The 23,818-nt window shown below is 67.8% G+C and carries 23 protein-coding genes; 11 read left to right on the forward strand and 12 right to left on the reverse strand.

Features of this window, described 5'->3' with window-relative positions; translation table 11 throughout:
* The first annotated feature begins 9 nt into the window (after window positions 1–9).
* Window positions 10–2,505: an ATP-binding cassette domain-containing protein gene (locus AC1D1G_RS04585; protein WP_477951360.1), complete on the forward strand. Its 2,496-nt coding sequence runs from the start codon at window positions 10–12 to the stop codon at window positions 2,503–2,505.
* Here the strand turns inward: AC1D1G_RS04585 and AC1D1G_RS04590 are convergent.
* The 5 genes from AC1D1G_RS04590 to AC1D1G_RS04610 are packed head-to-tail and all read right to left on the reverse strand — an operon-like array spanning window position 2,490 to window position 6,345.
* Window positions 2,490–2,810 (reverse strand): DUF2218 domain-containing protein, encoded by a 321-nt coding sequence (locus tag AC1D1G_RS04590; RefSeq protein ID WP_477951361.1) that lies wholly within the window; start codon window positions 2,808–2,810, stop codon window positions 2,490–2,492. The two genes, AC1D1G_RS04585 and AC1D1G_RS04590, sit on opposite strands and share 16 nt — an antisense overlap.
* 31 nt (window positions 2,811–2,841) lie before the next feature.
* Window positions 2,842–3,807: a VOC family protein gene (locus AC1D1G_RS04595; RefSeq protein WP_477951362.1), complete on the reverse strand. Its 966-nt coding sequence runs from the start codon at window positions 3,805–3,807 to the stop codon at window positions 2,842–2,844.
* A complete protein-coding gene (locus tag AC1D1G_RS04600) occupies window positions 3,804–4,895 on the reverse strand; it encodes a 4-oxalomesaconate tautomerase (RefSeq protein WP_477951363.1) in 1,092 nt (363 codons plus the stop codon). The genes AC1D1G_RS04595 and AC1D1G_RS04600 overlap by 4 nt, the downstream gene beginning before the upstream one ends.
* Window positions 4,895–5,611, reverse strand: coding sequence for a 4-carboxy-4-hydroxy-2-oxoadipate aldolase/oxaloacetate decarboxylase (locus AC1D1G_RS04605; protein ID WP_477951364.1), 717 nt, complete (start codon window positions 5,609–5,611; stop codon window positions 4,895–4,897). Before AC1D1G_RS04605 ends, AC1D1G_RS04600 begins: the two co-directional genes overlap by 1 nt.
* Complete coding sequence (locus tag AC1D1G_RS04610) at window positions 5,608–6,345, reverse strand: PIG-L deacetylase family protein (protein WP_280782785.1); 738 nt, start codon at window positions 6,343–6,345, stop codon at window positions 5,608–5,610. Before AC1D1G_RS04610 ends, AC1D1G_RS04605 begins: the two co-directional genes overlap by 4 nt.
* A 358-nt stretch (window positions 6,346–6,703) precedes the next feature.
* Here AC1D1G_RS04610 and AC1D1G_RS04615 point away from each other — a divergent pair, with 358 nt between their 5' ends.
* The 3 genes from AC1D1G_RS04615 to AC1D1G_RS04625 are packed head-to-tail and all read left to right on the forward strand — an operon-like array spanning window position 6,704 to window position 10,469.
* On the forward strand, window positions 6,704–7,678 hold the full coding sequence (locus AC1D1G_RS04615) for an amidohydrolase family protein (protein ID WP_477951365.1): 975 nt from the start codon (window positions 6,704–6,706) through the stop codon (window positions 7,676–7,678).
* Window positions 7,679–7,719: 41 nt separating this feature from the next.
* Window positions 7,720–9,087, forward strand: coding sequence for an MFS transporter (locus AC1D1G_RS04620; protein ID WP_477951366.1), 1,368 nt, complete (start codon window positions 7,720–7,722; stop codon window positions 9,085–9,087).
* 35 nt (window positions 9,088–9,122) lie between these two features.
* Window positions 9,123–10,469, forward strand: coding sequence for an MFS transporter (locus tag AC1D1G_RS04625; protein ID WP_477951367.1), 1,347 nt, complete (start codon window positions 9,123–9,125; stop codon window positions 10,467–10,469).
* Between the two features lie 14 nt (window positions 10,470–10,483).
* Here AC1D1G_RS04625 and AC1D1G_RS04630 read toward each other — a convergent pair whose 3' ends face one another.
* Window positions 10,484–11,152, reverse strand: coding sequence for a GntR family transcriptional regulator (locus AC1D1G_RS04630; protein WP_317570882.1), 669 nt, complete (start codon window positions 11,150–11,152; stop codon window positions 10,484–10,486).
* A 107-nt stretch (window positions 11,153–11,259) separates the two neighbouring features.
* On the opposite strand from AC1D1G_RS04630, the gene AC1D1G_RS04635 reads away from it, so the two are divergent.
* From AC1D1G_RS04635 to AC1D1G_RS04645, 3 genes are all read left to right on the forward strand, one after another.
* Window positions 11,260–12,069 carry a DUF1932 domain-containing protein gene (locus tag AC1D1G_RS04635; RefSeq protein ID WP_477951368.1) on the forward strand — a complete coding sequence of 270 codons (810 nt, stop codon included), beginning with the start codon at window positions 11,260–11,262 and terminating at the stop codon, window positions 12,067–12,069.
* 70 nt (window positions 12,070–12,139) lie between these two features.
* On the forward strand, window positions 12,140–13,333 hold the full coding sequence (gene acmB / locus AC1D1G_RS04640; protein ID WP_283335728.1) for a methyl acetate hydrolase AcmB: 1,194 nt from the start codon (window positions 12,140–12,142) through the stop codon (window positions 13,331–13,333).
* A 138-nt stretch (window positions 13,334–13,471) separates the two neighbouring features.
* A complete protein-coding gene (locus AC1D1G_RS04645; protein WP_477951369.1) occupies window positions 13,472–13,852 on the forward strand; it encodes a VOC family protein in 381 nt (126 codons plus the stop codon).
* 17 nt (window positions 13,853–13,869) lie between these two features.
* Here the strand turns inward: AC1D1G_RS04645 and AC1D1G_RS04650 are convergent, their stop codons facing one another.
* From AC1D1G_RS04650 to AC1D1G_RS04665, 4 genes are all read right to left on the reverse strand, one after another.
* Window positions 13,870–15,195 carry an RNA polymerase sigma factor gene (locus AC1D1G_RS04650; RefSeq protein ID WP_477951370.1) on the reverse strand — a complete coding sequence of 442 codons (1,326 nt, stop codon included), beginning with the start codon at window positions 15,193–15,195 and terminating at the stop codon, window positions 13,870–13,872.
* Window positions 15,168–15,590: a YciI family protein gene (locus AC1D1G_RS04655; protein ID WP_477951371.1), complete on the reverse strand. Its 423-nt coding sequence runs from the start codon at window positions 15,588–15,590 to the stop codon at window positions 15,168–15,170. The genes AC1D1G_RS04650 and AC1D1G_RS04655 overlap by 28 nt, the downstream gene beginning before the upstream one ends.
* 103 nt (window positions 15,591–15,693) lie before the next feature.
* Window positions 15,694–15,981, reverse strand: a complete 288-nt coding sequence (locus tag AC1D1G_RS04660) for a WhiB family transcriptional regulator (protein ID WP_280782776.1) — start codon at window positions 15,979–15,981, stop codon at window positions 15,694–15,696.
* Between the two features lie 64 nt (window positions 15,982–16,045).
* Window positions 16,046–16,819, reverse strand: a complete 774-nt coding sequence (locus tag AC1D1G_RS04665; RefSeq protein WP_280782775.1) for an SDR family NAD(P)-dependent oxidoreductase — start codon at window positions 16,817–16,819, stop codon at window positions 16,046–16,048.
* A 237-nt stretch (window positions 16,820–17,056) separates the two neighbouring features.
* On the opposite strand from AC1D1G_RS04665, the gene AC1D1G_RS04670 reads away from it, so the two are divergent.
* The 4 genes from AC1D1G_RS04670 to AC1D1G_RS04685 all read left to right on the forward strand — a co-directional run bounded on the left by AC1D1G_RS04670 (window position 17,057) and on the right by AC1D1G_RS04685 (window position 21,093).
* The gene (locus tag AC1D1G_RS04670) at window positions 17,057–18,448 is read left to right on the forward strand and encodes an MFS transporter (RefSeq protein WP_283335725.1); all 1,392 of its coding nucleotides are present in this window, start codon (window positions 17,057–17,059) and stop codon (window positions 18,446–18,448) included.
* Window positions 18,445–19,332 (forward strand): transketolase, encoded by an 888-nt coding sequence (locus AC1D1G_RS04675; RefSeq protein ID WP_477951372.1) that lies wholly within the window; start codon window positions 18,445–18,447, stop codon window positions 19,330–19,332. The genes AC1D1G_RS04670 and AC1D1G_RS04675 overlap by 4 nt, the downstream gene beginning before the upstream one ends.
* 1 nt (window position 19,333) lies before the next feature.
* On the forward strand, window positions 19,334–20,326 hold the full coding sequence (locus AC1D1G_RS04680; RefSeq protein ID WP_283353034.1) for a transketolase family protein: 993 nt from the start codon (window positions 19,334–19,336) through the stop codon (window positions 20,324–20,326).
* A gap of 116 nt (window positions 20,327–20,442) precedes the next feature.
* Complete coding sequence (locus AC1D1G_RS04685; protein ID WP_280782771.1) at window positions 20,443–21,093, forward strand: GntR family transcriptional regulator; 651 nt, start codon at window positions 20,443–20,445, stop codon at window positions 21,091–21,093.
* Between the two features lie 68 nt (window positions 21,094–21,161).
* On the opposite strand, the gene AC1D1G_RS04690 is transcribed toward AC1D1G_RS04685, so the two are convergent.
* Both AC1D1G_RS04690 and AC1D1G_RS04695 read right to left on the reverse strand, forming a co-directional pair.
* Entirely contained in the window at window positions 21,162–22,271 is a 1,110-nt protein-coding gene (locus tag AC1D1G_RS04690) for a C45 family autoproteolytic acyltransferase/hydolase (RefSeq protein ID WP_477951373.1), read from the reverse strand.
* A gap of 59 nt (window positions 22,272–22,330) precedes the next feature.
* Window positions 22,331–23,758, reverse strand: a complete 1,428-nt coding sequence (locus tag AC1D1G_RS04695; RefSeq protein WP_477951374.1) for a purine-cytosine permease family protein — start codon at window positions 23,756–23,758, stop codon at window positions 22,331–22,333.
* Window positions 23,759–23,818: the final 60 nt, after the last annotated feature.

Raw genomic sequence — 23,818 nt, forward strand, 5'->3', positions numbered from 1 at the left:
GGAGACAGGATGAGCACGGGCACGAAGACGGGCACGACGGGGCGAGCGAAGCGACGGGAAAACTCGGAGTCGCCGGATCTGCACCTTGCTGACAGTCACGATCTCATCCGCGTGCACGGCGCGCGCGAGAACAACCTCAAGGACGTCAGTGTCGAGCTTCCGAAGCGCCGGCTGACTGTGTTCACCGGTGTCTCCGGCTCGGGCAAGAGTTCGCTGGTGTTCGCGACGATCGCCGCGGAGTCACAGCGGATGATCAACGAGACCTACAGCGCCTTCGTGCAGGGTTTCATGCCGTCACTGGCGCGACCCGACGTCGACGTACTCGACGGGTTGACGACGGCGATCATCGTCGACCAGGAGCGGATGGGCTCGAACCCCCGCTCCACCGTCGGCACCGCCACCGACGCCAACGCGATGCTGCGTATCCTGTTCAGCCGGCTCGGGAAGCCGCACATCGGCTCGCCCCAGGCGTTCTCCTTCAACGTCGCGTCGATCTCCGGCGCGGGCGCGGTCACCATCGAGCGCGGCGGTCAGGAGACGAAGGAGCGGCGGAGCTTCAGCATCACCGGCGGCATGTGTCCGCGATGCGAGGGCCGGGGCTCGGTCACCGACTTCGACCTGACGGCGCTCTACGACGACAGCAAGTCGCTCAACGAGGGCGCGCTGACGATCCCCGGCTACAGCATGGAGGGCTGGTACGGCCGCATCTTCCGGGGCTGCGGCTACTTCGATCCGGACAAGCCGATCGCGAAGTTCACGAAAAAGCAACTGCAGGACCTGCTCTACAAGCCGCCGACCAAGATCAAGGTCGAGGGCGTCAACGTGACGTACGAGGGTCTGATCCCGAAGATCCAGAAGTCGTTCCTGGCCAAGGACGTCGACGCCATGCAGCCGCACATCCGCGCGTTCGTGGAACGGGCGATCACGTTCGCCACCTGCCCCGACTGCGACGGCACCCGACTCAGCGAGGGTGCCCGATCGTCGAAGATCAAGGGCAAGAACATCGCCGACGTCTGCTCGATGCAGATCAGCGACCTCGCCGACTGGGTCCGGGGTCTGGACGAACCGCCGGCGACAGGAGGACGACGGAGCATCGCAGCGACGAAGGAGCGAGGAGCGGACGGAGGACGGGTCGCCGTGGAAACGGTGGCCCCGCTGCTCACCGGGCTGCAACATCTCCTCGACTCATTCACGGAGATCGGATTGGGGTACCTCTCCCTCGACCGGCCGTCGGGCACCCTGTCCGGTGGAGAGGCGCAGCGCACGAAGATGATCCGCCACCTCGGTTCGTCGCTCACCGATGTCACCTACGTCTTCGACGAGCCGACCATCGGCCTGCACCCGCACGACATCCAGAGGATGAACGGCCTGCTGCTGCAGTTGCGCGACAAGGGCAACACGGTGCTGGTGGTGGAGCACAAGCCGGAGGCGATCGCGATCGCCGACCACGTCGTCGACCTCGGACCGCGCGCCGGCACCGAGGGTGGTCAGGTGGTGTTCGAGGGCACCGTCGAGGGTCTGCGTTCCAGTGACACGCTCACCGGGCGGCATCTGGACGACCGGGCGTCCCTGAAGCAGTCGGTGCGCACACCGTCGGGGGCACTCGAGGTGCGTGGCGCAGACAGCCACAACCTGTGCGGCGTCGACGTCGACATTCCACTCGGCATGCTGGTGGTCGTGACCGGAGTGGCGGGCTCGGGCAAGAGTTCGCTGATCCACGGTTCGGTGTCCGGGCGGGACGGCGTGGTGTCGATCGACCAGGGCGCGATCAAGGGTTCCCGACGAAGCAACCCGGCGACCTACACCGGGCTGCTCGAGCCGATCCGCAAGGCGTTCGCGAAGGCCAACGGCGTGAAGCCGGCGCTCTTCAGTTCCAACTCCGAGGGCGCGTGCCCCACATGCAACGGCGCCGGTGTCATCTATACCGACCTGGGTGTGATGGCCACCGTCGAATCCCCCTGCGAGGAGTGTGAGGGGAAGCGGTTCCAGGCCGAGGTGCTCGAGTACACGCTGGGCGGCCGGAATATCGCCGAAGTGCTCGCCATGCCGGTGGCCGAGGCCGAGCAGTTCTTCGGTTCCGGCGAGGCACGGATCCCGGCGGCGCACAAGATTCTGCAGAGGCTCGCCGACGTCGGGCTCGGCTACCTCAGCCTCGGACAGCCGCTCACCACGCTGTCCGGCGGCGAACGGCAGCGGCTCAAGCTGGCCACCGCCATGGCCGACAAGGGCGACACCTACGTCCTCGACGAACCGACCACCGGCCTGCACCTCGCCGATGTCGAACAGCTGCTCGGACTGCTCGACCGGCTCGTCGACTCCGGTAAGTCGGTCATCGTCATCGAGCATCACCAGGCGGTCATGGCGCACGCCGACTGGATCATCGACCTCGGCCCGGGCGCCGGCCACGACGGCGGCCGGATCGTGTTCGAGGGCAGGCCGGAGGATCTGGTGTCCGCCCGCTCCACCCTCACCGGCGAGCACCTCGCGGCCTACGTCGGCACCTGACCGTCCCGTTTCCATCCGACGGTCAGACCGTCACGTTCGCCGAATCTGACGAGATGCCTTCCGACGACGTCTTCCAGTCGGGGCAGCTCGTCGGATTCGGCGACGAGGTGCAGGTGAAGTTCACCGTCGCCGGCGGTCACCGTGGCGCGGCCGCCGGCCAGGTCGATCCAGCCGGATCGTGTGTCCGGTGTCCACTCTCCGCCGTTGCGGCGGCCGAGGTGGGACACGAGTTGTTTGCCGTACCGTTCGGGCCGGTCGGTGCGGACACTCGCGTGCGATTCGCCGCCCGTGACGTCGTCGGTCATGTCGGTCCCTTTCGGCGGTGCGTCCCGTGTCTCAGTGGGTGCTCGGAACGGGTGGGGTGCCGTGGGTGTGGAACGTCTCGATGGTCTTCATTCCCCACGCCTGGCCCTTGGAGCGTTCGGCCTCGGTCCATTCGATGACGTCCCAGTCGGGATCGAGGATCAGCCGCGCTCCGGGGTTGCAGAACTCGATGCGGTTGCCGCCCGGCTCGTAGACGTAGAGGAAAAATGTCTGCTGGATGGCGTGCTTGTGGGGTCCGGTCTCGATGTGGACGCCGTTTTCGAGGAAGACGTCGGCGGCGCGGAGGATGTCCTCGCGGGTGTCGGTGGCGAACGCGATGTGGTGCAGACGCCCGTTGCTGCCCGTCCAGTCCTCGGTGTACACCACGTCGTAACTCTTGTTGGTGAAGGTCAGCCACTGTCCGGCGATTTTGCCGGTGTTCAGCCGGATCTGTTCGGTGGGACGGCCGCCGAGGACGTCCCGGACGAAGGTTCCATTGGTCTCGACGTCGGCGGCGAGAAAGTTCACGTGGTCGAGGCGGCGGACCGTGGCGGGCGCCCCCGGGTAGCGTTCGGCCTGATTCTTCAGCGCCGGCGCGAACTCCGCCGGAGGAGCGGTCTTCTCGACCTCCCAGTACAGGTCCATCGGGTGACCGTCGGGGTCGGCGAACGTGTAGGTCTTACCGATTCCGGGATCACCGTCGCGCCACCCGATGCCGCGGCCGGCGGCCTCGATCGCCGCGACACGGCGTTCCAGTGCCGCGGAACTCGACGTCCGGTAACCCAGCCGCCCGATGCCCGACGTGTCGTGGGCGGTGAGCTTGAGGGAGTGGTGCTGGTAGTCGTCCCACGAACGCAGGTACACGCTGTCGCCGCCGGCGGCGACTTCGCGCAGGCCGAGCAGTTCGGTGAAGAACCACCTGCTCTCGTCGAAGGTCGGGGTGAACAGTTCGACGTAGCCGAGGTGGGCGATGTCGAAGCGGGCGTCGTCGGTGCTCATGAGTTGTCCTCGGTGTGGGGGCCGGCGGGCCGGGGGTAGACAGTGCCGTCGAACAGGGTGCGGGCGGTGCGGATCACGGCGGCGCGGCGGATGTCGACGCCGGCGTCACCGGTGTAGGTCAGGTCGATGTCGACGTCGAAGTACCCGGTGGGGTGTTCGATGCGGACGACGCCGTCGTCGCGGTGACGGCTGAGTCGATCGGCGACCGATCCGGGGATCCGGACCGCGGTGCCGACGGTGAGCGCTCCGAGCACGCCGATGGCGGTGTGGCACCGCACGGGGATGAACGTGCGGGTGTCGAGGGTGCCGTCGCCGAGCGGGGCGGCGACCAAGGTCATCTTGGGGACGGTCGTGGTGGACACATCGCCGAGGCCCATCAATTTGCCTGCCTGCGAACGGATGTGGGCGAGCCGGTCGGCCAGGTCGGTGTCGGCCTCGAGGTCCGCGGGGTTTTCGTGTCCGCTCACCCCGAGATCGGCGGCGGCGATCAGGACGGTCGGCATGCCGTTGTCGATGCAGGTGAGGTCCACTCCGTCGATGGTGTCGACGACGCGGCCGGTCGGGAGCAGCGTCCCGCAGGTCGAGCCGGCGGTGCCGGAGAACGCGATGCTGATCGGTGCGGCGGCGCCGGGCACTCCGGCGATCTCGCAGCTGCCGGCGTAATCGACCTGCCCGCCCGGTGTCGGGAACGTTGCCGTGGCGAAGCCGTCCGAATTGACCATCCGGATCCGGACACTCGTGTGCTCGGAATCGGCAGGCACCAGGCCGTGTTCGACGGCGAACGGGCCGACGCCGGCGAGGATGTTGCCGCAGTTCTGCGCCGACGACACGAGGGCCTGATCCACCGCAACCTGCAGGAACAGGTAGTCGACGTCTGCGCGCGGATCATCCGACGGGCTGATCACCGCGACCTTGCTGGTGAGCGGGTGGGCACCGCCGATCCCGTCGATCTGACGGGGATCGGGGGAGCCCATGACGCGCAGCAGGAGATCGTTCCGCTCGCGGAGGTCGGAGGGGAGATCCGCGGCGAGGAAGAACGCCCCCTTGGACGTACCGCCCCGCATCCACGTGCAGGCGATGCCGCCCATTACAGCGTCTCCTGCTGTTCCAGCCGGTACTGCTTCTGCGACAGGTACCGCACGCCGAGGGAGTCGAGGACCGGACGCAGACCGTACCGGTCCAAGCCCAGCTCGCCGGCGCGGAAGGACTGTCGCGCAGCCTCTTCCTTCTCCAGCCGGGCGCGGGAGGCGGCGACCGCGTCGGCGGCGGTGGCGCGGGGCACGATGACCACACCGTCGTCGTCGGCCACCACGACGTCGCCCGCGTCGACGGACACGAGGCCCAGGGTCACGGGGATGTTCACCGCGCCGGCGGTGGCCTTGACCGTGCCCTGCGCGGACACCGCGGTGGACCACACGGGAAAGCCCATCTCGTTCAGTTCGGCGACGTCGCGGACGCCGGCGTCGATGACGAGTCCGCGGACACCCCGCGCCTGCAGGGCGGTGGCGAACAGTTCGCCGAACATGCCGTCCGTCGAGGGGGAGTTGGTGGTGACCACCAGGATGTCGCCGGCGCTGCACTGTTCGATGGCGGCGTGGATCATCAGGTTGTCGCCGGGCCAGGACAGGACGGTGACGGCGGTGCCGGCGATCCGGGCGCCGGACTGGATGGGCCGGAACTGCGGGCCGGCGAGGCCGGTACGCCCCTGCGCCTCGTGCACCGTCGCTGTGCCGAAGTCGGCGAGGGCGTCGACCGTGTCGAGGGGGGTCTTGGCCGGGTCGGTGAGGATCACGGGGTCTTTCACGACAGCACCTCCGCCACCTGCGGGTAGTACCGCACGTACGCCTCACCCATCGTGTCGGTGCTGAAGCCGAGGTTCGGTCCGGCGTTGCGCTTGACCTGGACACCGCGCCGTCGCGCGAGGTCGGTGTAGTAGGTCCACATGTGTTCCTGCGCCACAAGGGATTCCATCGCCTTGCGCTTCTGCGGGAAGACGTCGGTGATGTCGATCAGCACGTTCGGCTTGAAGTCGCACTGCTCGGGCTGGTGCGGCTCGAAGAAGAACACCGGCGGGGCGCCCAGGGGCTCACCCTCGGCGGGGTACCCGATCGCCTGGGCCAGGATGCGGGCGTCGAGCGCCATTCGGGCGGCCGCGGGATGGTCGGCGTTGTACGGGTCGATCAGCGGATGGGTCAGCACGACAGTCGGATTGACGTCGCGATAGACGTGCACCAACCGGTCGACCAACTCCGGCGAGGGCAGCAGCGGGTAGTCGCCGGCGTCGAAGAACTCGATCTCCGCTCCCAGTGCCGACGCGGCCGCTTCCGCTTCTCCCCGCCGGATGTCCTTGATCTCCTCGAGCGACTTGCCGTCCCGCCATGCCCGAGCGGATTCACCGCGCTCGCCGTAGCTCAGGCACACGACTTTCGCGCGTTCGCCGCGAGCAGTGGCGGCGGCAATGGCTCCGCCGGCCCGCCAGACGAAGTCGCCCGCGTGGGCGCTGACGACCAGCAGGGCCGGTTCTACCTGATGTGCCATGAGTGATTCCTTTCCTCGCTGTCCGAGATGTGGACGGGGGCACCTCGCCCGGTAGCAAGTAGCGCATATTGCCGACCAAATTGTCAACAATCACGTACTCATTTTTCACGACGAGAAGGTTGTGGAGATCGTGGCGGATCGTATAGGTTATGTGCCGAGTGACCTGAGTCACGCGATCGGATCATCGCTGTGAGGAGTGCCATGCCGGCTGTTTCGTTCGGCGCCGCGGCGCCGCGCCGATTCGGGCGCGAGCGATGTGGTGCCGTCGGTACTCGTTGGCCCGCAGGGATTCCGGTCAACATGGACACAACGGCCGCACTGCTGACGCATTGTGCAGGATGCCAAGGAGAAAGAAACTATGTCGGATCTGAGTCGACGCGCGTTCCAGGGAAGTACGTCCGCACTACTGGCGGGGACCGGACCTTTCACCAAGACCCCGGGCTGGCTGGATTGGTACCAGAACCCATCCACGCCGCGCTTCGAGGTGCCGGCGGGAGCGGTGGACGCCCACTGCCACGTTTTCGGGCCCGGCGCCCAGTTCCCCTTCGCGACCGAACGCAAGTACACCCCGTGCGATGCGAGCAAGGATCAACTCTTCGCGCTGCGTGATCACCTCGGGATGAGTCGCAACGTCATCGTTCAGGCGACCTGCCACGGAGCGGACAACAGCGCGATGGTCGACGCCGTTCAGGCGGCAGGCGGCCGGGCACGCGGCATCGCCACGGTCCGCCCCGACATCACCGACACCGAGTTGCGCCGACTCGACGAGGCGGGCGTGCGAGGAGTGCGGTTCAACTTTCTTCCGCGACTGGTCGAGGGCACCCCGAAGGACGACCTGACCACCATCGCGCGGAAGATCGCTCCCCTGGGTTGGCATATCGTCATCTATTTCGAGGGCCCCGACCTGGAAGGCCTGGAGGGTTTCCTCGACACGTTGCCCACCCCGCTGGTGGTGGACCACATGGGACGACCGGACGTCACTCGACCTGTCGACGGGCCGGAGTTCAGCCGATTCCTGAGCTTCGTCGCGCGTAACGAGGCGTGGGTGAAGGTCAGCTGCCCGGAACGGCTCACCGTCACCGGCCCGCCGGCGCTGAACGGCGAAGAGAACGCCTACACCGACGTCGTGCCCTTCAGTCGGCGAGTAGTCGAGGAGTTCCCGGATTCGGTGCTCTGGGGCAGCGACTGGCCCCACCCCAATCTCACCGACCACATGCCCGACGACGGGCTCCTCGTCGACCACATTCCCCACGTGGCCACCACGCCGGAACTGCAGCACAAGCTCCTCGTGGCCAATCCGATGCGCCTGTACTGGCCGGGCGAGGACTACTGAGCCCTCCCTCCACTGCAACATTTCCCGAGAAGGATTGTCCCGTGCAGCATTCCAACGCAGCGAATCGGCTGGACCGCCTGCCGATTTCGCGGTTCCACAAGATCACCCTGGTGGCCGTCTCGTTCGCCTACTTCTTCGAGTTCGCGGACATCAACACGTTCGCCACCACCGTCCCCAAACTCGTCAAGCTGTGGGGGGTCACCGTCAACCAGGTCGCCTACGTGACCTCCCTGTCCTTCGTCGGCATGTTCTTCGGCTCCCTCATCGGTGGCTGGATCGCCGACCGCTGGGGCCGTAAGGACGCGTTGGCCATCACCACCCTGTGGTTCGCCGTCTTCTCGTTCGCGTCGGTGTTCTCCTGGGACATCGTGTCCCTCGGCGTACTGCGGGTTCTCACCTCGGCGGGGCTGTCGGCGATGACCGTGGTGGCGGTCATCTACGTCAACGAGATCTACCCCGCCGCCGTTCGCGGGAAGTACCAGGCCTACGCCATCGTCATCGGCATCTGCGGCACGCCGATCACCAACCTCGTTGCCGCCGCGGTCGTTCCGCTCACCGACTGGTCGTGGCGGCTGGTCTACCTGTGGGGCAGTCTCGGCATCCTCTTCCTCCTCTTCACCCGGCACCTGAAGGAATCGCCCCGCTGGTACGAGAGCAAGGGGCAGTACGAGAAGGCCGACGCCGTTCTGAGCCAGATCGAATCCCGCGTCGCCGCGGAGAAGGGCCCGCTGCCCGATCCTGCCGCCCCGATCGCGGTTGCGACCAAGCAGACCAAGGCTCCGCTGCGGCTGCTCCTGCAGAAGAGATACCTGGTTCCCACGGTCCTGCTCTCGGTCATGTGGGTGACCCAGACCGTCGGCTTCTTCGGCTACTCCAGTTGGGCGCCCACCCTGTTGGCGCAGGAGGGCCTCAGCGTGGAGAAGTCGATCTTCTACGTCGCGCTGACGACGGTCGGTGCGCCGCTGGGCTGCTTCCTCGCCGCACAGGTCACCGACCGCGTCGAACGCAAGTGGTGCCTCGTCGCATTCGGTGTGGTGATCGCGATCTGCGGCCTCTTCTACGGGCTGACGTTCAACCCGATCATGATCGTGGTGTTCGGCTTCCTCGTGAACTTCTTCGAGCGCGGGTACACCGCAGTGGCCTACGCCTACTCCCCGGAACTGTTCGACACTCGGACCCGGTCGTTGGGCACTGGCGTTTCCTACGGGCTCGGACGTCTGTCGAACGCCGTCGGTCCGCTCGTCATCGCCGCGCTGTACACCGGCACCGGGTATCAAAGCGTCTTCTACTTCATCGCCGGAAGCTGGCTGGTCGGTGCGCTCGCTCTCGCCGTCTTCGGACCCAGGACCCGGCAGGCCCGGCTCACCGATCCGCCCGTGGAGGTACCGACAGCACCCACCACGGCATGACCAGGGCTGAAGCCCCACAACCATCTGGAGTGCCCATGACCATCGACCACACCGAGTCCGAGCGCGCCCGGACCCGCCTCGCTCTCACGGTGCTGGCCCTGTGTTGGTTCGCCATCCTGTGCGACGGGCTCGACACCTTCGTCTACGGTGCGGTGTTGCCGCGCATGCTCGCCGACCCGGCCCTCGGAATGAGCCCCGGAGCCGCCGGCACCGTGGGCAGCGTCGCGACCCTCGGCATGCTGATCGGCGCGCTGGCTGCCGGACCGATCGCCGACCGGCTCGGCCGGCGCACCGCGATCGTCGCGGGCGTCGCGTTGTTCTCGATCGCGTCACTGGCCTGCGCGGCCGCCCCCTCTGTCGAGGTCTTCGCAGCGGCGCGGGGTGTGGCCGGCCTCGGCCTCGGCGGGCTCATCCCCACCGCCATCTCGATGGTCATGGAGTACGCCCCGTGCGGCAGGGCGAACCTGATGGTCGCGTCGCTGATGACCGCCCATCAGGCCGGTGGCATCCTCGCTCCGGGACTGAGCATGCTTTTCCTGGACAGCCGCGGATGGCGCTTCCTGTTCCTGCTCGGTGGCCTACCGCTGATACTCGCCGTGCCGCTCATGCTGAAGTTCCTCCCCGAATCGATGGGGTACCTGCTCGCTCGCGGCCGCGTCGCCGATGCCGAAGCGCTCGCTCGCAGTCGAGGTGTGGCGGTCGCGGACTTCGTGACGGCCCCGACCGGCAGGGGCGGGGCGTCGTCGACGACTGCGCACCGGATCCGCCTGCTCTTCACCGGATCCCGTGCGATCACCACCCCGGCGTTGTGGACGGCGTCGTTCGCCGGGCTGCTGCTGGTGTACGGGGTGGCCACCTGGCTGCCGGTCATGATGCGGTCGACCGGGTACGAACTCGGCTCGGCGCTGAGCTTCCTGCTGGTGATCAATCTCGGTGGCATCGCGGGCATGCTGATCGCCGGGCAGGTGGCCGACCGGGTCGGACCGATCCCGACCGCGCTCGTGTGGTTCGCGTTGACCGCGATCGGTATCGCGGCGCTGTCGGTGCAGATGCCGCTCGCCGCGACCTACGCCGTGGTCTTCGCGACCGGTGTGTGGTTGTTCAGCGCCCAGACCATGGTCTACGCCGGCGCCGCCGCGCACAGCGAGGCCGACTTCCGGGCCACCGCCGTCGGGCTCACGTCGGGGATCGGCCGGTTCGGCGCTGTCTTCGGCCCCTGGCTGGGCGGCGTGCTCGTCGCTTCCGGGACTCCACGGTGGGGGTTCGGGGCCTTCGCGGTTGCCGCCCTGCTCGCGGTGGCAGCGCTGGTGGTGGTCTTCGTGACGGACCGCGTCGGGTCGCGTGCGACGACGAGTTCAGTGCGCGAACGGGTCTCCTTGTGAATGCCCGCGTGCGGTCATCCCTGCCGGGCTTCGGCGACGTCCTCGAGCGCAGTGGTCACGCTCGCCAGGTGGTGCCGCATGGCTGCCTCCGCCCGCTCCGGGTCGCGCGCGCAGACCGCGTCGATGATCGCGACGTGCTCGGGCAGCGACACCGACATCCGGCCGGGGTGCATCGACAGCTTGAACTGGTGTCGCACCAGCTGGCCACGCAGGCGCTCGAGGATCTCGTCGGCCGAGCGCTGCGCACTGATCTCCCGAACGCGTTTGTGCAACAACTGGTTCGCTCGCGAATACCCGAACACGTCTCCGGCCGAGACCGACGTCGTCAATTCCTCGCGCAGGGCGGTGAGTTCCTCGATCTCCGCGTCGGTGATCTTCTGGGCCGCCTTCGCCGCGCACAGTCCTTCGACGACCATCCGTACCTCGGTGATCTCGACCGCCTCGTCCAGCGACACCGACCGCACGCGGGCGCCGCGGTTCTGGATCCGTTCGACGAGGCCCTGGGCGGTGAGTTCATGCAGGGCCGCCCGGACCGCGCTGCGACTGGCGTCGTACTGCGCACACAGGTCTGCCTCGACCATGCGCTGGTTGGGCGCGAAATCCCCGTCGAGGATCGCTGTGCGAATCAGGTCGGTGACCGCAGCCTGATCCGTGCTGTGCTCGCGAGCTTCCTTCACCGGCATCGGGCTATCTCCGCTCAGATCATCACCAAAATTGTTACCGATATTGTACCGACCCGTCGTCACCTGGATCGCACATGGCACCAGATCCACCCAGGAAAGAGGAACCGATGACCCAGCAGACGACGATCGCCGTCCTCGGACTCGGCGAGGCAGGCGACGCATTCGCGCGCGATCTGATCGCCGCCGACGCTTCAGTTCGCGCCTTCGACCCCGCAGTCGCCGCACCGGACGGAGCCATCGCGTGCCGGTCCGAGGCCGAGGCCGTCGACACCGCCGACCTCGTCCTCAGCGTGAACAACGCGCGCGCCGCAAAGGCCGCACTCGAACGGGGAAGCCCCGCAATGAGTGCCGATGCCGTCTGGGTGGACATGAACACCGCCGCGCCCGACCTCAAACGCACCCTCGATGCCCACGCCGCGCGACGCGGACTCGGTTTCGTCGACGTGGCGATCATGGCTCCGGTCCCCGGCCGCGGACTCCGGACACCTCTGATGGCGAGCGGTCGCGACGCACACCGGGCCGCGGAAATCCTCACCCGTCACGGGGCATCCGTCGACATCCTCGACGCACCGGCGGGTGCGGCCGCGGAACGAAAACTGCTGCGCAGCATCTTCTACAAGGGCATGTCCGCGGCCATCGTCGAAGCCCTCACCGCGGGTCGCGCGCTCGGCCTCGAAGAATGGCTCACCACCAATATCGCCGACGAGTTGACCCGGGCCGACGCCGCCACGATTGCCCGCGTCGTCGACGGAACGCGTCGCCACGCCAGGCGCCGCGCCGACGAAATGGACGCCGCGGCAGCCATGCTCCGCGCCCTCGGTATCGACCCCGACATCGCCCAGGCCACCCACGAACTGCTGACCAAGATCCCGGCGCCATCAGCAGGTGCCGAACCGAGACGTGCCGTGCCGAACTGAGACGTCGCCACCCTCCGCCCGGTCATAACGTCACGTTCCATCAGTGCCACAGACACGACAGGAGAGTGGGATGTCCGATCTCAACGCCGCGCTCGGCAAGGTTCTCGACAGCGTGACCGAGGAAGGTGCGCCGAGGGTGCCCGGAGTGGTGGCGATGGTGACCGATCGCGACCGCACGGTGTTCGAGGGTGCCGCCGGGGTGCGGTCCCTGGCCGACGGCGAGCCGATGACCGCCGACACCGTGTTCGCGATCTTCTCCACCACCAAGGCGATCACCGGGACCACCGTGCTGCAGTGCGTCGAGGAGGGTCTGCTCGACCTCGACGCGCCGGCCCGCGAATACGTTCCGGAACTCGGTGACATTCAGGTCATCGAGGGATTCGACGCCCACGGCGATCCGATGCTGAGAGCACCGAAGCGGGACGTCACCACCCGGATGCTGTTGTTGCACACCGCCGGGTTCGGATACGACTTCTTCGACGAGACCTACAACCGGTTGGGGGTGGAGCACGGTCAACCCGGCGTGATCACCGCGACCCGGGCGTCGTTGACCACGCCGTTGCTCTTCGATCCGGGCGAGAAGTGGCAGTACGGGACGAACATCGACTGGGCCGGCCAGGTGGTCGAGGCGATCCGCGGCAAGCGGCTCGGCGAGGTGATGACAGACCGGGTGTTCGCGCCCCTCGGCATGCACGACACATCCTTCACCCTGACCGGATCTATGGCTGCCCGGCGCGCGACCATCCACCAGCGCGAGGAGGACGGCCGGCTCACTCCCTTGGATCTGGTGCTGCCGCAGACTCCCGAGATCGACATGGGCGGGCACGGCCTCTACTCCACGGTGGGCGACTACCTGAAGTTCCTGCGGATGTGGCTGAACGACGGAGACGCCCCAGGTGGCCGAGTGCTGCGGGCCGACACGGTGCAGGCCGCCGTGTGCAACGGCCTCGAGGGACAAGAGGTCGGGATGCTGCCTGCCGTAATACCCGCCCTCACCAACGACGCCGAATTCTTTCCCGGACAGCGTAAGTCGTGGGCGTACACGTTCATGGTGAACGAAGAGGACGCACCCACCGGCCGGCCCCGGGGGTCGCTCGGGTGGGCCGGGCTCGCCAACTCGTACTACTGGATCGATCGCCGCAACGGAATCGCCGGGTACTGGGCCACCCAGGTCCTGCCGTTCGCCGACCCCGTGTCGTTCGGCGGCTACCTGGACTTCGAGACGACGACGTACCGTCACGCCACTGTCGGCTCACCCGTCTAGGTCGGTCTCGAATCCAGTTTTTCACTGGATGGCCGGCAGCACTGCCCGGTACGATCGCGGGATTGTCTTCACCGCTGGGAGCCCATGAGGTTCGTGTGTGGGCTCCCGGCAATTCCCGGGCTGAGAGCAGGTTTCGTCATGGCATGTCGTATCAGTGAACTCGTGCTCGGTTGCCGCGACCCTGAGCTGCTGACGCGGTTCTGGTGCGAGGTCCTGGACTTCGTCGTGCTCGATCGCGAGGACGACGGCTCGGTGGAGATCGGGCCGCACGAAGGGTTCGGCGGTCCGCAGCCGACGATCATCCTCAGCCGCAGGGATGAGCCGGAGAAGGGGAAATCCCGGCTGCACATCGACGTCAACGCCACCGACCGCGATCAGGACGCCGAGCTCGACCGCCTTCTGAAGCTCGGTGCGCGCCGGGCCGACATCGGCCAGACAGGGCAGGAGCAGTGGCATGTCCTGGCCGACCCCGAAGGCAATGAGTTCTGCCTGCTGAAGGCTCGCCTGGACGCACTCTGATCGCTCACCGGTCGGGGTCAGCGCAGGTCGGCGAGCTTACGTCCCAGCACCGTCCGCTCGCGCTCGTTGCCGCACAACCGCACGGCCGCCTCGAATTCGGTGCGCGCCTCGTCGGTGCGTCCCAGGCGGGTGAGCAGTTCGCCGCGAACGCTCGGCAGCAGGTGCGAGTTCGACAGCGCCCGGGCGGCCATTAGCTCGTCCACGATCGGCAGCGCCGCGGCCGGTCCCTGGGCCATGGAGACCGCCACCGCCCGGTTGAGGTCGACCACCGGTGACGGTGCGAGCCGGCCGAGTGCCTCGTAGATGAGGACGATCCGCTCCCAGTTCGTCGCGTCGACGGACGGCGCGACGGCATGGCATTCGGCGATCGCCGCCTGCAGGCCGTAGGCGCCCAGCCCGCGGCCGACCTGTTCCGCGCGGGCGAGGGCGGCGCGTCCCCGGCGGATCGCGGTGCGGTCCCAGCGGCGACGGTTCTGGTCCTCGAGCAGCACCGGTTCGCCGTCCGCCCCCGTGCGGGCCGGGAACCGTGCCGCGGTCAGTTCGAGCAGCGCCAGCAGACCGTGCACCTCGGGCTCGTCGGGCACCAGCCGGGTCAGCACTCGAGCGAGGCGCTGCGCTTCGCTCGCGAGGTCGAGGCGGATCAGGTCGTCACCGGAGCTGGCCGACGACCCTTCGGTGAAGATCAGGTAGATCACGCTGAGCACCGAGCCGAGTCGCCCGGTCCGCTCGGCGGCGGGCGGCACTTCGAACGGCACCCGGGCCGCCCCGAGGGTCTTCTTCGCCCGGGTGATCCGGGCCTGCACGGTCGCGGTCGGGACGAGGAACACCTTCGCGATCTCGTCGCTCGTCAGACCGCCGACCACCCGCAGGGTGAGCGCGACCCTCGCCTCCCGCGACAGCACGGGGTGGCAGGAGATGAACATCAACGCCAGCATGTCGTCGTCGATCTGGTCCGGATCCCACAGCACGTCCCCGGTGCCCCGGGCCGGATCGGCGGGTCCGCTGCCCGAGACGGCGCCGCCCTCGCCCAGGTCGTGAGCGAGGACGGCGTACCTCTCGTCGAGGGCGGAGCGCCGACGGAACGCGTCGATCGCGCGGCGCCGGCCGACGGTGAGCAACCATCCCGCGGGGTTGTGGGGGATCCCGTCGCGTGGCCAGCTCACGAGTGCCTCGGCCAGCGCCTCCTGGGCGAGGTCCTCGGCCAGCGCGAAATCGCCGGTGTACCGCGCGAGCGCACCGACGATCCGTGCCGACTCGATCCGCCAGACGGCGGCGACGGCCTCACGCCCGGTGTGGCCGTCACCCGTCGATCCGCTCAGAGCTGACCGGTCGCTTCGCGCCACGCCCGCTCCTTCTGGATCCACACGTTGTCCTGCGGGAACTCGTCGATCGTCGCGACCCGGCGGATCTCCGCCTTGGAACCGGGACCAGCCATCGGGGCACGCTTGGCCCACTCGACGRCCTCCTCCTTCGACGCGACGTTGAGCATCCAGAAGCCGCCGAACAACTCCTTCGTCTCGCCATAGGGGCCGTCGGTCACCACAGGTGTCTCCGAGGAGTAGTCGACCACCACACCCGATTCGGGGTCGGGGTCCAGACCCTCGGCCGCGAGCAGCACGCCGGCGCGGATCATCTCGTCGTTGAACTTGCCCATCGCCTCCATGATCTCGGTGAAGTCAACCTCCTGGAACGCCGCGAAGGTCTCGTCGGTGGCGCGCATGATCAGCATGTACTTCATGGTTCCGTCTCCTTGGATGTCGAGGTCCCTCTTGGACCTTCTCATCCTCAGGTCGAACGGGGAGTGACATGAATCGACACACTCGCCGGAATCTTTTTCGAACCTATCGCGCCCGGCCGGCTCGGCGCCGGTCAGTTTCCGTGGTGCCTCCCCAGATTCCGTGGGTCTCGCGGTGTTCGGTTGCGTGTGCGCGGCATTGCCGGGTGACGACGCACCCGTCGCAGATCTGTTTGGCGCGTCGTTCGCGCCTGATCCGGGCGCCGCGTCGTTCGCCGTCCGGTGCGAAGAAGGCGGAGGGTTCGGTGGTGCGGCAGTGGGCGCGGTATCGCCATCCCCAGCGTTCGGCGGCGGTTGGGGGTAGGTCGTCGTGAAGTGTCGTGTGGTCGATCATCGGGTGTCCCGGGGGATTCGGGCGGTGGACGGTGGGTACCGTCCACCGCTGTGGCTGCACCGACTCAGTGCAGGTGGCTGCCGCCGTTGATGTCGACGGTGGTGCCGGTGAGGTACGCGGCGTCCTGCGAGGACAGGAAGGTGATGACGGCGGCGACCTCGGTGGTGGTCGCGACCCGGCCGAGGGGGATGTCGCGGCAGAGTGCGGCTTCCTGTTCGGCGGTGCTGCCCACGCGGATGCTGGTGTCGACCGCACCGGGGGTGACGGCGTTGACGGTGACTCCGCTGTCGCCGAGTTCTCGTGCGAGTGACTTGGTGAAACCGAGGACCGCGGCCTTGGCGGACGAGTAGGGCACCTTCCCGAAGACGCCGCCACCCCGCTGGGCGGAGACGGAGGACATGTTCACCACACGCCCCCAGCCGTTGTCGATCATGGCCGGCAGAAATGCGCGGGTGACGAGGTAGGTGCCGGTGGCGTTGACCGCCATCACCTTGTTCCACAGTTCCAGCGTGGTCTCGAGGAAGGGCACCGGCGAGGTGATGCCGGCGATGTTCGCGAGCGCACCCACGGCGGGGAGGTTGCCGCCGGCGACTTCGGCGGCGACGGCGTCGTGTGCCCGCTGGACCGAGTTCTCGTCGGCGACGTCGATGTCGTGACCGAAGGCCGGGACACCGAACTCGTTCCCGATCTCGGCGGCGACCTTCGCGGACTTCTCTCCGTCGAGGTCGAGAACGACGATCGCCCAGCCCTCTTCGGCGTAGCGGCGGGCGGTGGCGAGACCGATCCCGCGCTCGGAGGTGGCGCCGGTGATGACGGCGGTGCGCTGAATGGACGACATGATCGCTCCTCGTGTTGCTGGAATCGCGCGTCCCGTCCGATGCGGTGGAGAGCAGGGAGGTCGACGACGCGGTAGGTGACTGCCACCACAGTAAGCCGATCGACTGTTAACAGTCAACCGTCGGCGGGTAACGGTTGACATATGGACGTGGCTCGGATCACACTGTTGGAACCGCACTGTTGACAGTCAACAAATCGGCGGCAATCGTAGAAACCGGCAGCCCGAAGAGGAGTCCCCATGAGTACCGAAACACTCAGGATGCGAGGTCCCGTCCATGGCACGAAGGACGCCAAGCGCGTAGCAATCGGCTCCTCGGTGGGGGCCGTGATCGAGACGTACGACTTCATCGGCTTCGGCACGGCCGCCGCGCTGTACTTCGGTACCGCCTTCTTCCCGGGCGCCGACCCGGTCACCGGAACACTCGCCGCGTTCGCGACGCTGGGTGTCGGCTTTGCTGCGCGCCCGCTCGGCGGGGTGCTCGGCGGACATCTCGGGGACAAGCTGGGCCGCAAGCCCGTGCTGGTGGCATCACTGATCGCGATGGGTCTCGCGACCTTCGCGATCGGCCTGCTGCCCACCTATTCACAGGTGGGGCTCATCGCGCCGGTGCTGCTGGTCCTCGTCCGCGTCGTCCAGGGCCTCGCGTTCGGAGCCGAGTGGGGCGGTGCGATCCTGATGAGCTACGAGCACGCCCCCTGGAAGTCCAAGGGTAAGTTCACCGGCATCGTGCAGGCCGGCTTCCCCGTCGGGCTGCTGCTGGCGAATCTGGTGTTCCTGTTCAGCGTGCACCTCGGCGGCGACTGGGCCTGGCGGGTACCGTTCCTCGCCAGCATCGTCCTGGTGATGGTCGGCCTGGTCATCAGGTCGAAAGTGCCCGAGTCCCCGGTCTTCGAGGACGTCAAGAACGAGGGCGACATCGTCAAATCCCCGGTACTCGAATCCATCAAGTACGACTGGCGAAACATTCTGCGCGGTATCGGTCTTCGAGTCGCCGAGACGGCCGGTTACGCGGTGTCGATCACCTACATGATCTCCTACCTGCACAACCAGGGTCTCGCCGGAAAGTCCGAAACCCTTGTCGCCCTGTGCATCGCGTCCGCAATCGGCGTCTTCGCCACCGTCGCCTGGGCCCGCCTCACTGACCGTATCGGACGACGCCCCCTCTACATCGCGTCCTGCGCCTTCGCGGCACTGTTCGGAATCCCGATGTTCCTTCTGGTCAACACCGGTCTGTTCATCCTGGTCATCGCCACCATCGTGATCGCCTACGCGGTCTGCCAGAACTCGATGGCGGGAGCGCAGGGAGCGTGGTTCCCCGAACTGTTCGACGCCTCGCGCCGAGCCTCGGGAGCGTCCCTCGCCTACCAGATCTCGGCGATGGTCTCCGGCTTCACCCCCTTCGTCACCACGCTGCTGTTCGTCTCCTTCGGCTGGTGGGGTCCGGCGCTGCTGTTCAGCACGTACGCCCTGATCGGACTGTGGGCGGCGTTGATCACCAGGGAGACCTGGGGACCCACCGAACGGCGCCTCGCCGCCGAGGCTGCGGCGCGCACCGATTCCAAAAGCACCGACGCGCCGACGTCCACCGGCACCACGCCCACGATCCGCAAGGAAAAGGAACTCCTGTGACCATCACAACCGCCACCACCGCGGTCGAAGACACGACCAGTGACGCGTCGCGCATCGCGACCGTCGAACAGTTCGCCTACCGCATGCGGCACAACGTCATCGACATGGGTGAGGAACAGGGCCAGGGATACGTCGGGCAGGCGCTCGGAGCCGCCGACATCTTCGCCACCGTCTACGCCGACCAACTGCGCTACCGCGCCGACGATCCCGCATGGGAGGGCCGGGACCGGTTCCTGCTGTCCACCGGCCACTACGCCATCGGCCTCTACGCCGCACTCGCCGAGGCCGGAATCATCGACCGCAGCGAACTGGAAACCTACGGCTCAGACGACTCCCGCCTCCCGATGTCGGCAATGTCCACGTACACCCCCGGCATGGAAATCTCCGGCGGCTCCCTCGGCCACGGTCTGACCATCGCGGTCGGGATGGCCCTCGGTCTGCGTCACCAGCGCTCCACCGCCCGCGTCTTCAACTTCCTCTCCGACGGCGAACTCGACGAGGGTTCGACGTGGGAGGCGGCGATGGGCGCCCACCACCACCGGCTCGGCAATCTCACCGCGATGGTCGACATCAACGCCCTCCAAGCCGACGGTGCGACCTCGACGGTGCTGAGCACCGAACCCGTGCACGACAAGTGGGCGGCCTGCGGGTGGCACGTCGAACGCGTCGACGGCAACGACGTCACCGCACTGGTGCGCGCGTTCGACAACGCCGCCGCCGAATCCGACGGCAAACCGTCGATCATCCTCTGCGACACCCGCGTCGGGAAGGGTGTGCCCCTGCTCGAGTCCCGGGAGAAGGCGCACTTCATGCGCATCGACGAACACGAGTGGCAGATCTGCCGCGACCAACTCACCGCCGGCTTCGACCACAAGGACGCCTGACATGACCACCGCCAGCAAGCCGAAGCTCAAGACCTCGGCCATGATCGCCTCGTTCGTCGACGACGGCCAGAAGACCACGTCCGCGCCGTTCGGGCACGCGCTGGTGAAGGCTGCCCGGGAGAACGACAAGATCGTCGGCCTGTCCGCCGACCTCGCCAAGTACACCGACATGCACATCTTCGCTCAGGAGTTCCCCGACCGGTTCTTCCAGATGGGGATGGCCGAACAGCTCCTGCTCGGAGCCGCCGCCGGGATGGCCGAGACCGGTCTGGTGCCGTTCGCGTCCACGTATTCGGTGTTTGCCGCGCGCCGCGCCTACGACTTCCTGTGCCTCGACATCGCCGAACCGAACCTCAACGTCAACATCATCGGTGGCCTCCCCGGACTGACCACCGGCTACGGGCCCAGCCATCAGGCCACCGAGGACATGGCCATCTTCCGGGGCATCCCCAACCTCACCATCGTCGACCCGTGCGACTCGATCGACATCGAACAGGCCGTCCCGCAGCTCGCCGCCTCCGACGGTCCCACCTATCTGCGGCTGCTGCGGGGGAAGGTCGCGACCGTGCTCGACGAGTACGACTACACGTTCGAACTCGGCAAGGCCAAGGTGCTCCGCGGCGGCAACGACGTCGTGTTCGTCACCAGTGGGCTGATGACGATGCGCGCTCTGCAGGCCGCGGACCGACTCGCCGAGCACAACGTCGACGTGGCGGTCGTGCACACGCCGACGATCAAACCGTTCGACGCAGAGACCGTTCTCGCGGAGGTGAACACCGACCGCCTCGTGGTCACCCTGGAGAATCACACCGTGATCGGCGGCCTGTTCGAGACCGTGGCCGCCGCCGTCGTCACGGCCGGGCTCGGCAAGCGGATCGTGCCGATCGCTCTCCCGGACCAGTTCCTCGACGCCGGTGCCCTGCCCACCCTGCACGAGCGGTACGGCCTGAGCACGGACCGGATCGTCGCCAAGGTTCTGGGCGAACTGGCATGACCAGCGCGTACGGCCCACGCCGCAGGCCGGGCGGCGCGGGCCGTACGATGGCTGTCAACAGGTTGCTGTCAACAGACCGCTGTCGACAGTTGATCGCTGACCCCACGGAGGCACCCATGGCCGGACAACCCGCCGCACTGCTCGGGCTGGAGAAGACCAGTCTCCGTCAGCAAGCCGTCGCCGCCCTGAGGGTCGCGATCACCAGCGGGGAACTCGCGCCGAGCAGCCCGCTCGTGGAGACCGAACTGTCCGAGATGCTGCAAATCAGCCGCGGCACGCTCCGCGAGGCGATGCGGCAACTCCAGCAGGAGGGATTGATCTCCGCAGGCGCGCGGGGCCGGCTGTACGTCCGGCATCTCGATTCCAAGGAGATCCGCGACATCTTCGCCGTCCGCGCCGCACTCGAGGCGCTGGCCGTCCGGGAACTCGCCGGCCTGGCCGACCGCACCACCGTCATCGCGGAACTGCGCGCCGCCCTCGACGTCATGGACACCGCCGTCCTCGAAGCCCGCATCGAGGCCGACCTGAACTTTCACCGCACCATGTGCACCCTCACCGGCAACGACACACTCCTGCACTCGTGGATCTCCCTCGAAGGATCGATCCGGATGTCGATCATGTTCGCCGGCCTCGACCGCGCCGTCGGCAATATGGACGTCGGCCGCCACAGCGCGATCGTCGACGCCATCGAAACCGGCGACGCCGACGAAGCGGCCACAGCGATTCAGACGCACATGGACTGGGCCTCGGCGAATCTGGTCTCCTGACCCCAGGTGAGTGAGAAAGAGTGCGGGCACACGCTTTGCCGCTCACGTACCCGGGACAGGCCGCCGCGTCACCCGCCGACGACGCAGGCGGTCCCGGTGGCGTCGAGTGTGGTCCACGACCGTCGGCGGGCGTCGATCGGTGTGCCGGCGAGGATGCGGGCACGGCGGTGCTCGGGTTCGAGCAGCACCGTCGCGAGGGTGGCCCAGCGCTGACCGAAGACCGCATCCGGGGCGGGGACGCAGCACAGCTGAGGCTGCCCCGGGTCGGAGTGCAGGTACTCGACGAGGTGATCGGCGACGGCCGGCTCGGCGTACCGCTGCTGCCGGGAGGCGATCAGACCGTAGCGGTCCTGCGAGTCCGGCTCGTACAGACCGGTCTTCTCGCGGGCGGCGTTGGCCGGGTCGAGAAAGTGGTTGGTGTGGGTGAGGAATCCGTCGCTCGGGCGGAGCGTCGCGACGCCGACGGGGCTGACCTCGGCACACGCGACGGTGTCAGGGTCGATCAGGGTCAGTGCGCCCGAGGTGGCGATCGGTGCCGAGCGCAGCAACTCGAGGGCTTCGTCCACGGTTCCGGCTTCACCGAGGACCGCCGCCGACAGGACGTGCACGGGCACCCCGGCCGGTGCGTCGTCGCGGTGGCCGAGGATGTTGAAGAACACGCCGAGACCCGCGCTGTTCATCCCGATCTTGCCGAGGATGCCGTGCTCGGTCAGCCCCACGTAACTGTGGCGGGTTCCGCGCACCTGATGGGTGTGCCAGAACGGGTCCAGTTCCTCGTGCCAGTCCCAGGTTTGGACGCCGAACGGCGCCGACGGACGATCCGCGGGTGCGTAGGCGATGGTGGAGCACTCGCCCGGGCGAGCGGCGGTCGCCTGCGACAGGATCTCCGTCCGGCCGTTCAGCGCCATCACGTGCCAGGGCTCGAGCCCGGCGCCGGCAGCGATGCCCTCGATCTCCTCGAGATACCGGGGTCCCCACGCCGCAAGGACATCCGCGAGGCGGTGCGCGCTGTCGCGGGTCCGGGGCTCGCTCACGCCGACCGTGTCGAACAGGCGCAGATACAGTTCGACGGACGCGGGCAGGTCGGTGCGCAGCTGCGTGCCGCGGGCGATGCCGCGTTCGCGCGGCCGGGTGTCGTCCACGCTGACGTGGGAGTGGTCGGTACTGGTCTCGGTCATCGTCGTCCTCGCTGTGGTTCCGGTGTGAATAGTGCTGTGTGCTCGCCGATCACAGTCGATCATCGGGTGCGGTACGAACGCATCAGCACGACGTACAGTGCTGCGGACACGATCAACCCGACCGGCAGTGACAGGTCCACGCCGCCGACCGCGTTCGCGATCGGACCGGTGTAGACCGGGGCGGCGACGCAGAGCGCGGCTGCGGCGATGCCGGTGAAGACGGCGACCGTTCCCGCCCAGTTGATCCCACCGCTGTACCAGTAGGGGCTGCTGCTGGTTTCGTTGCCGAGCTCGAGGCCGTCGTAGCGGTTGCGTCGCCACAGGACGTCGGCGACGTACACGGCCATGACGGGACCCATCACGGTCACGACGAGCTGCATCATGTTGCTGACGGTGTCGAGGAAGTTGGAGACGAGCAGGGCGTACAGCGTCATGGCCACACCCATCGAGCCGTCGAGGAGGACGCTGCGCGAGCGGCGCAGGCGCAGGCCGACCGATTGCAGGGCGAGCCCGGAGCTGTAGGCGGTCATCGCGTTGTTGGCGATGGTGCCGACGATGACGGCGAGCAGGAAGATCGGCGTGAACCACGCCGGGAGAATGGTCTCGAGCGCGATCTGCGGGTCTGCCATGTCGAGCCCGGTACCGGCGAGTGCGCCGAGCGCGGTGAACAGCACGCTGGGGACGAACGCGCCCAGCGCCGTCCACACGGCGACGGAGACCGGCGAGGTGGTCGCAGGCAGGTAGCGGGCGAAGTCCGCGCTGTTGGTGTAGGACAGCGGAGCCGACGCCACGATCGACACACCCGCGGCCACCGTCGCCCACAGGCCGATTCCGTGGAGTGCCTCCGCCGGCTGGTAGCCCCAGTCGGCGTTACCGAGGACGTACCCGGCCATCACCACGAAGATCGACGTCAGCACCAGGGCCAGCGGCTGGTAGAGCCGCACGATCGTGGCGTGCCCGTACACGCCGATGGCCAGCGTGACGGCGGCGATCGCCAGGATGACGACGACCTTGACGGGGGTGGTCGCATCGATCCCGAACCGTTCGACGAGCCGGAAGGCCGTGTACGACGCGGCCGCCCAGTTCAGCGCCAGGTAGCAGACGCTGATGAACCAGCTGGTGACGAGAATGTTCACCCGGTTGCCGCGGATGCCGAAGATCGCCCGCGTGATCACCTCGCTGGGCGTGCCCGACGCGGGTCCGCTGGCGGCGACGATCCCGGTGAGGATCGAGAACAGGTTGCCGACCACGATCACCGCCAGCGCCTGCCAGAAGGACAGGCCCATCAGGATCAGTGCGCCGCCGACGACCAGGGCCAGGTAGCTCACGTTGGGCGCCGCCCACACCGCGAACAGGTCCCGGGCGCGGCCGTGCCGTTCGCTGTCGGGGATGAAGTCGATGCCGTGTGTCTCCACCCGCCCGGCGCGATCGGCCGGCGGTGTTTCGCCTGGCGTCACCGCGCGCGGGTCTGCTTTTGTCGATGCCATGGGGTCCTCCGGATAGATGAGCACGGATGTGCGGCTGGTGGGCGCAATCGCCGATCTGGC

This window comes from Rhodococcus sp. P3_B8, from assembly GCF_056402775.1.

Excerpts from the sequence above, each read along its gene's own strand:
- AC1D1G_RS04585 (WP_477951360.1), top strand. The coding sequence starts at position 10 with ATGAGCACGGGCACGAAGACGGGCACGACGGGGCGAGCGAAGCGACGG.
- AC1D1G_RS04590 (WP_477951361.1), bottom strand. The coding sequence starts at position 2,810 with ATGACCGACGACGTCACGGGCGGCGAATCGCACGCGAGTGTCCGCACC.
- AC1D1G_RS04595 (WP_477951362.1), bottom strand. The coding sequence starts at position 3,807 with ATGAGCACCGACGACGCCCGCTTCGACATCGCCCACCTCGGCTACGTC.
- AC1D1G_RS04600 (WP_477951363.1), bottom strand. The coding sequence starts at position 4,895 with ATGGGCGGCATCGCCTGCACGTGGATGCGGGGCGGTACGTCCAAGGGG.
- AC1D1G_RS04610 (WP_280782785.1), bottom strand. The coding sequence starts at position 6,345 with ATGGCACATCAGGTAGAACCGGCCCTGCTGGTCGTCAGCGCCCACGCG.
- AC1D1G_RS04615 (WP_477951365.1), top strand. The coding sequence starts at position 6,704 with ATGTCGGATCTGAGTCGACGCGCGTTCCAGGGAAGTACGTCCGCACTA.
- AC1D1G_RS04625 (WP_477951367.1), top strand. The coding sequence starts at position 9,123 with ATGACCATCGACCACACCGAGTCCGAGCGCGCCCGGACCCGCCTCGCT.
- AC1D1G_RS04630 (WP_317570882.1), bottom strand. The coding sequence starts at position 11,152 with ATGCCGGTGAAGGAAGCTCGCGAGCACAGCACGGATCAGGCTGCGGTC.
- AC1D1G_RS04635 (WP_477951368.1), top strand. The coding sequence starts at position 11,260 with ATGACCCAGCAGACGACGATCGCCGTCCTCGGACTCGGCGAGGCAGGC.
- acmB (WP_283335728.1), top strand. The coding sequence starts at position 12,140 with ATGTCCGATCTCAACGCCGCGCTCGGCAAGGTTCTCGACAGCGTGACC.
- AC1D1G_RS04645 (WP_477951369.1), top strand. The coding sequence starts at position 13,472 with ATGGCATGTCGTATCAGTGAACTCGTGCTCGGTTGCCGCGACCCTGAG.
- AC1D1G_RS04660 (WP_280782776.1), bottom strand. The coding sequence starts at position 15,981 with ATGATCGACCACACGACACTTCACGACGACCTACCCCCAACCGCCGCC.
- AC1D1G_RS04665 (WP_280782775.1), bottom strand. The coding sequence starts at position 16,819 with ATGTCGTCCATTCAGCGCACCGCCGTCATCACCGGCGCCACCTCCGAG.
- AC1D1G_RS04670 (WP_283335725.1), top strand. The coding sequence starts at position 17,057 with ATGAGTACCGAAACACTCAGGATGCGAGGTCCCGTCCATGGCACGAAG.
- AC1D1G_RS04680 (WP_283353034.1), top strand. The coding sequence starts at position 19,334 with ATGACCACCGCCAGCAAGCCGAAGCTCAAGACCTCGGCCATGATCGCC.
- AC1D1G_RS04685 (WP_280782771.1), top strand. The coding sequence starts at position 20,443 with ATGGCCGGACAACCCGCCGCACTGCTCGGGCTGGAGAAGACCAGTCTC.
- AC1D1G_RS04690 (WP_477951373.1), bottom strand. The coding sequence starts at position 22,271 with ATGACCGAGACCAGTACCGACCACTCCCACGTCAGCGTGGACGACACC.
- AC1D1G_RS04695 (WP_477951374.1), bottom strand. The coding sequence starts at position 23,758 with ATGGCATCGACAAAAGCAGACCCGCGCGCGGTGACGCCAGGCGAAACA.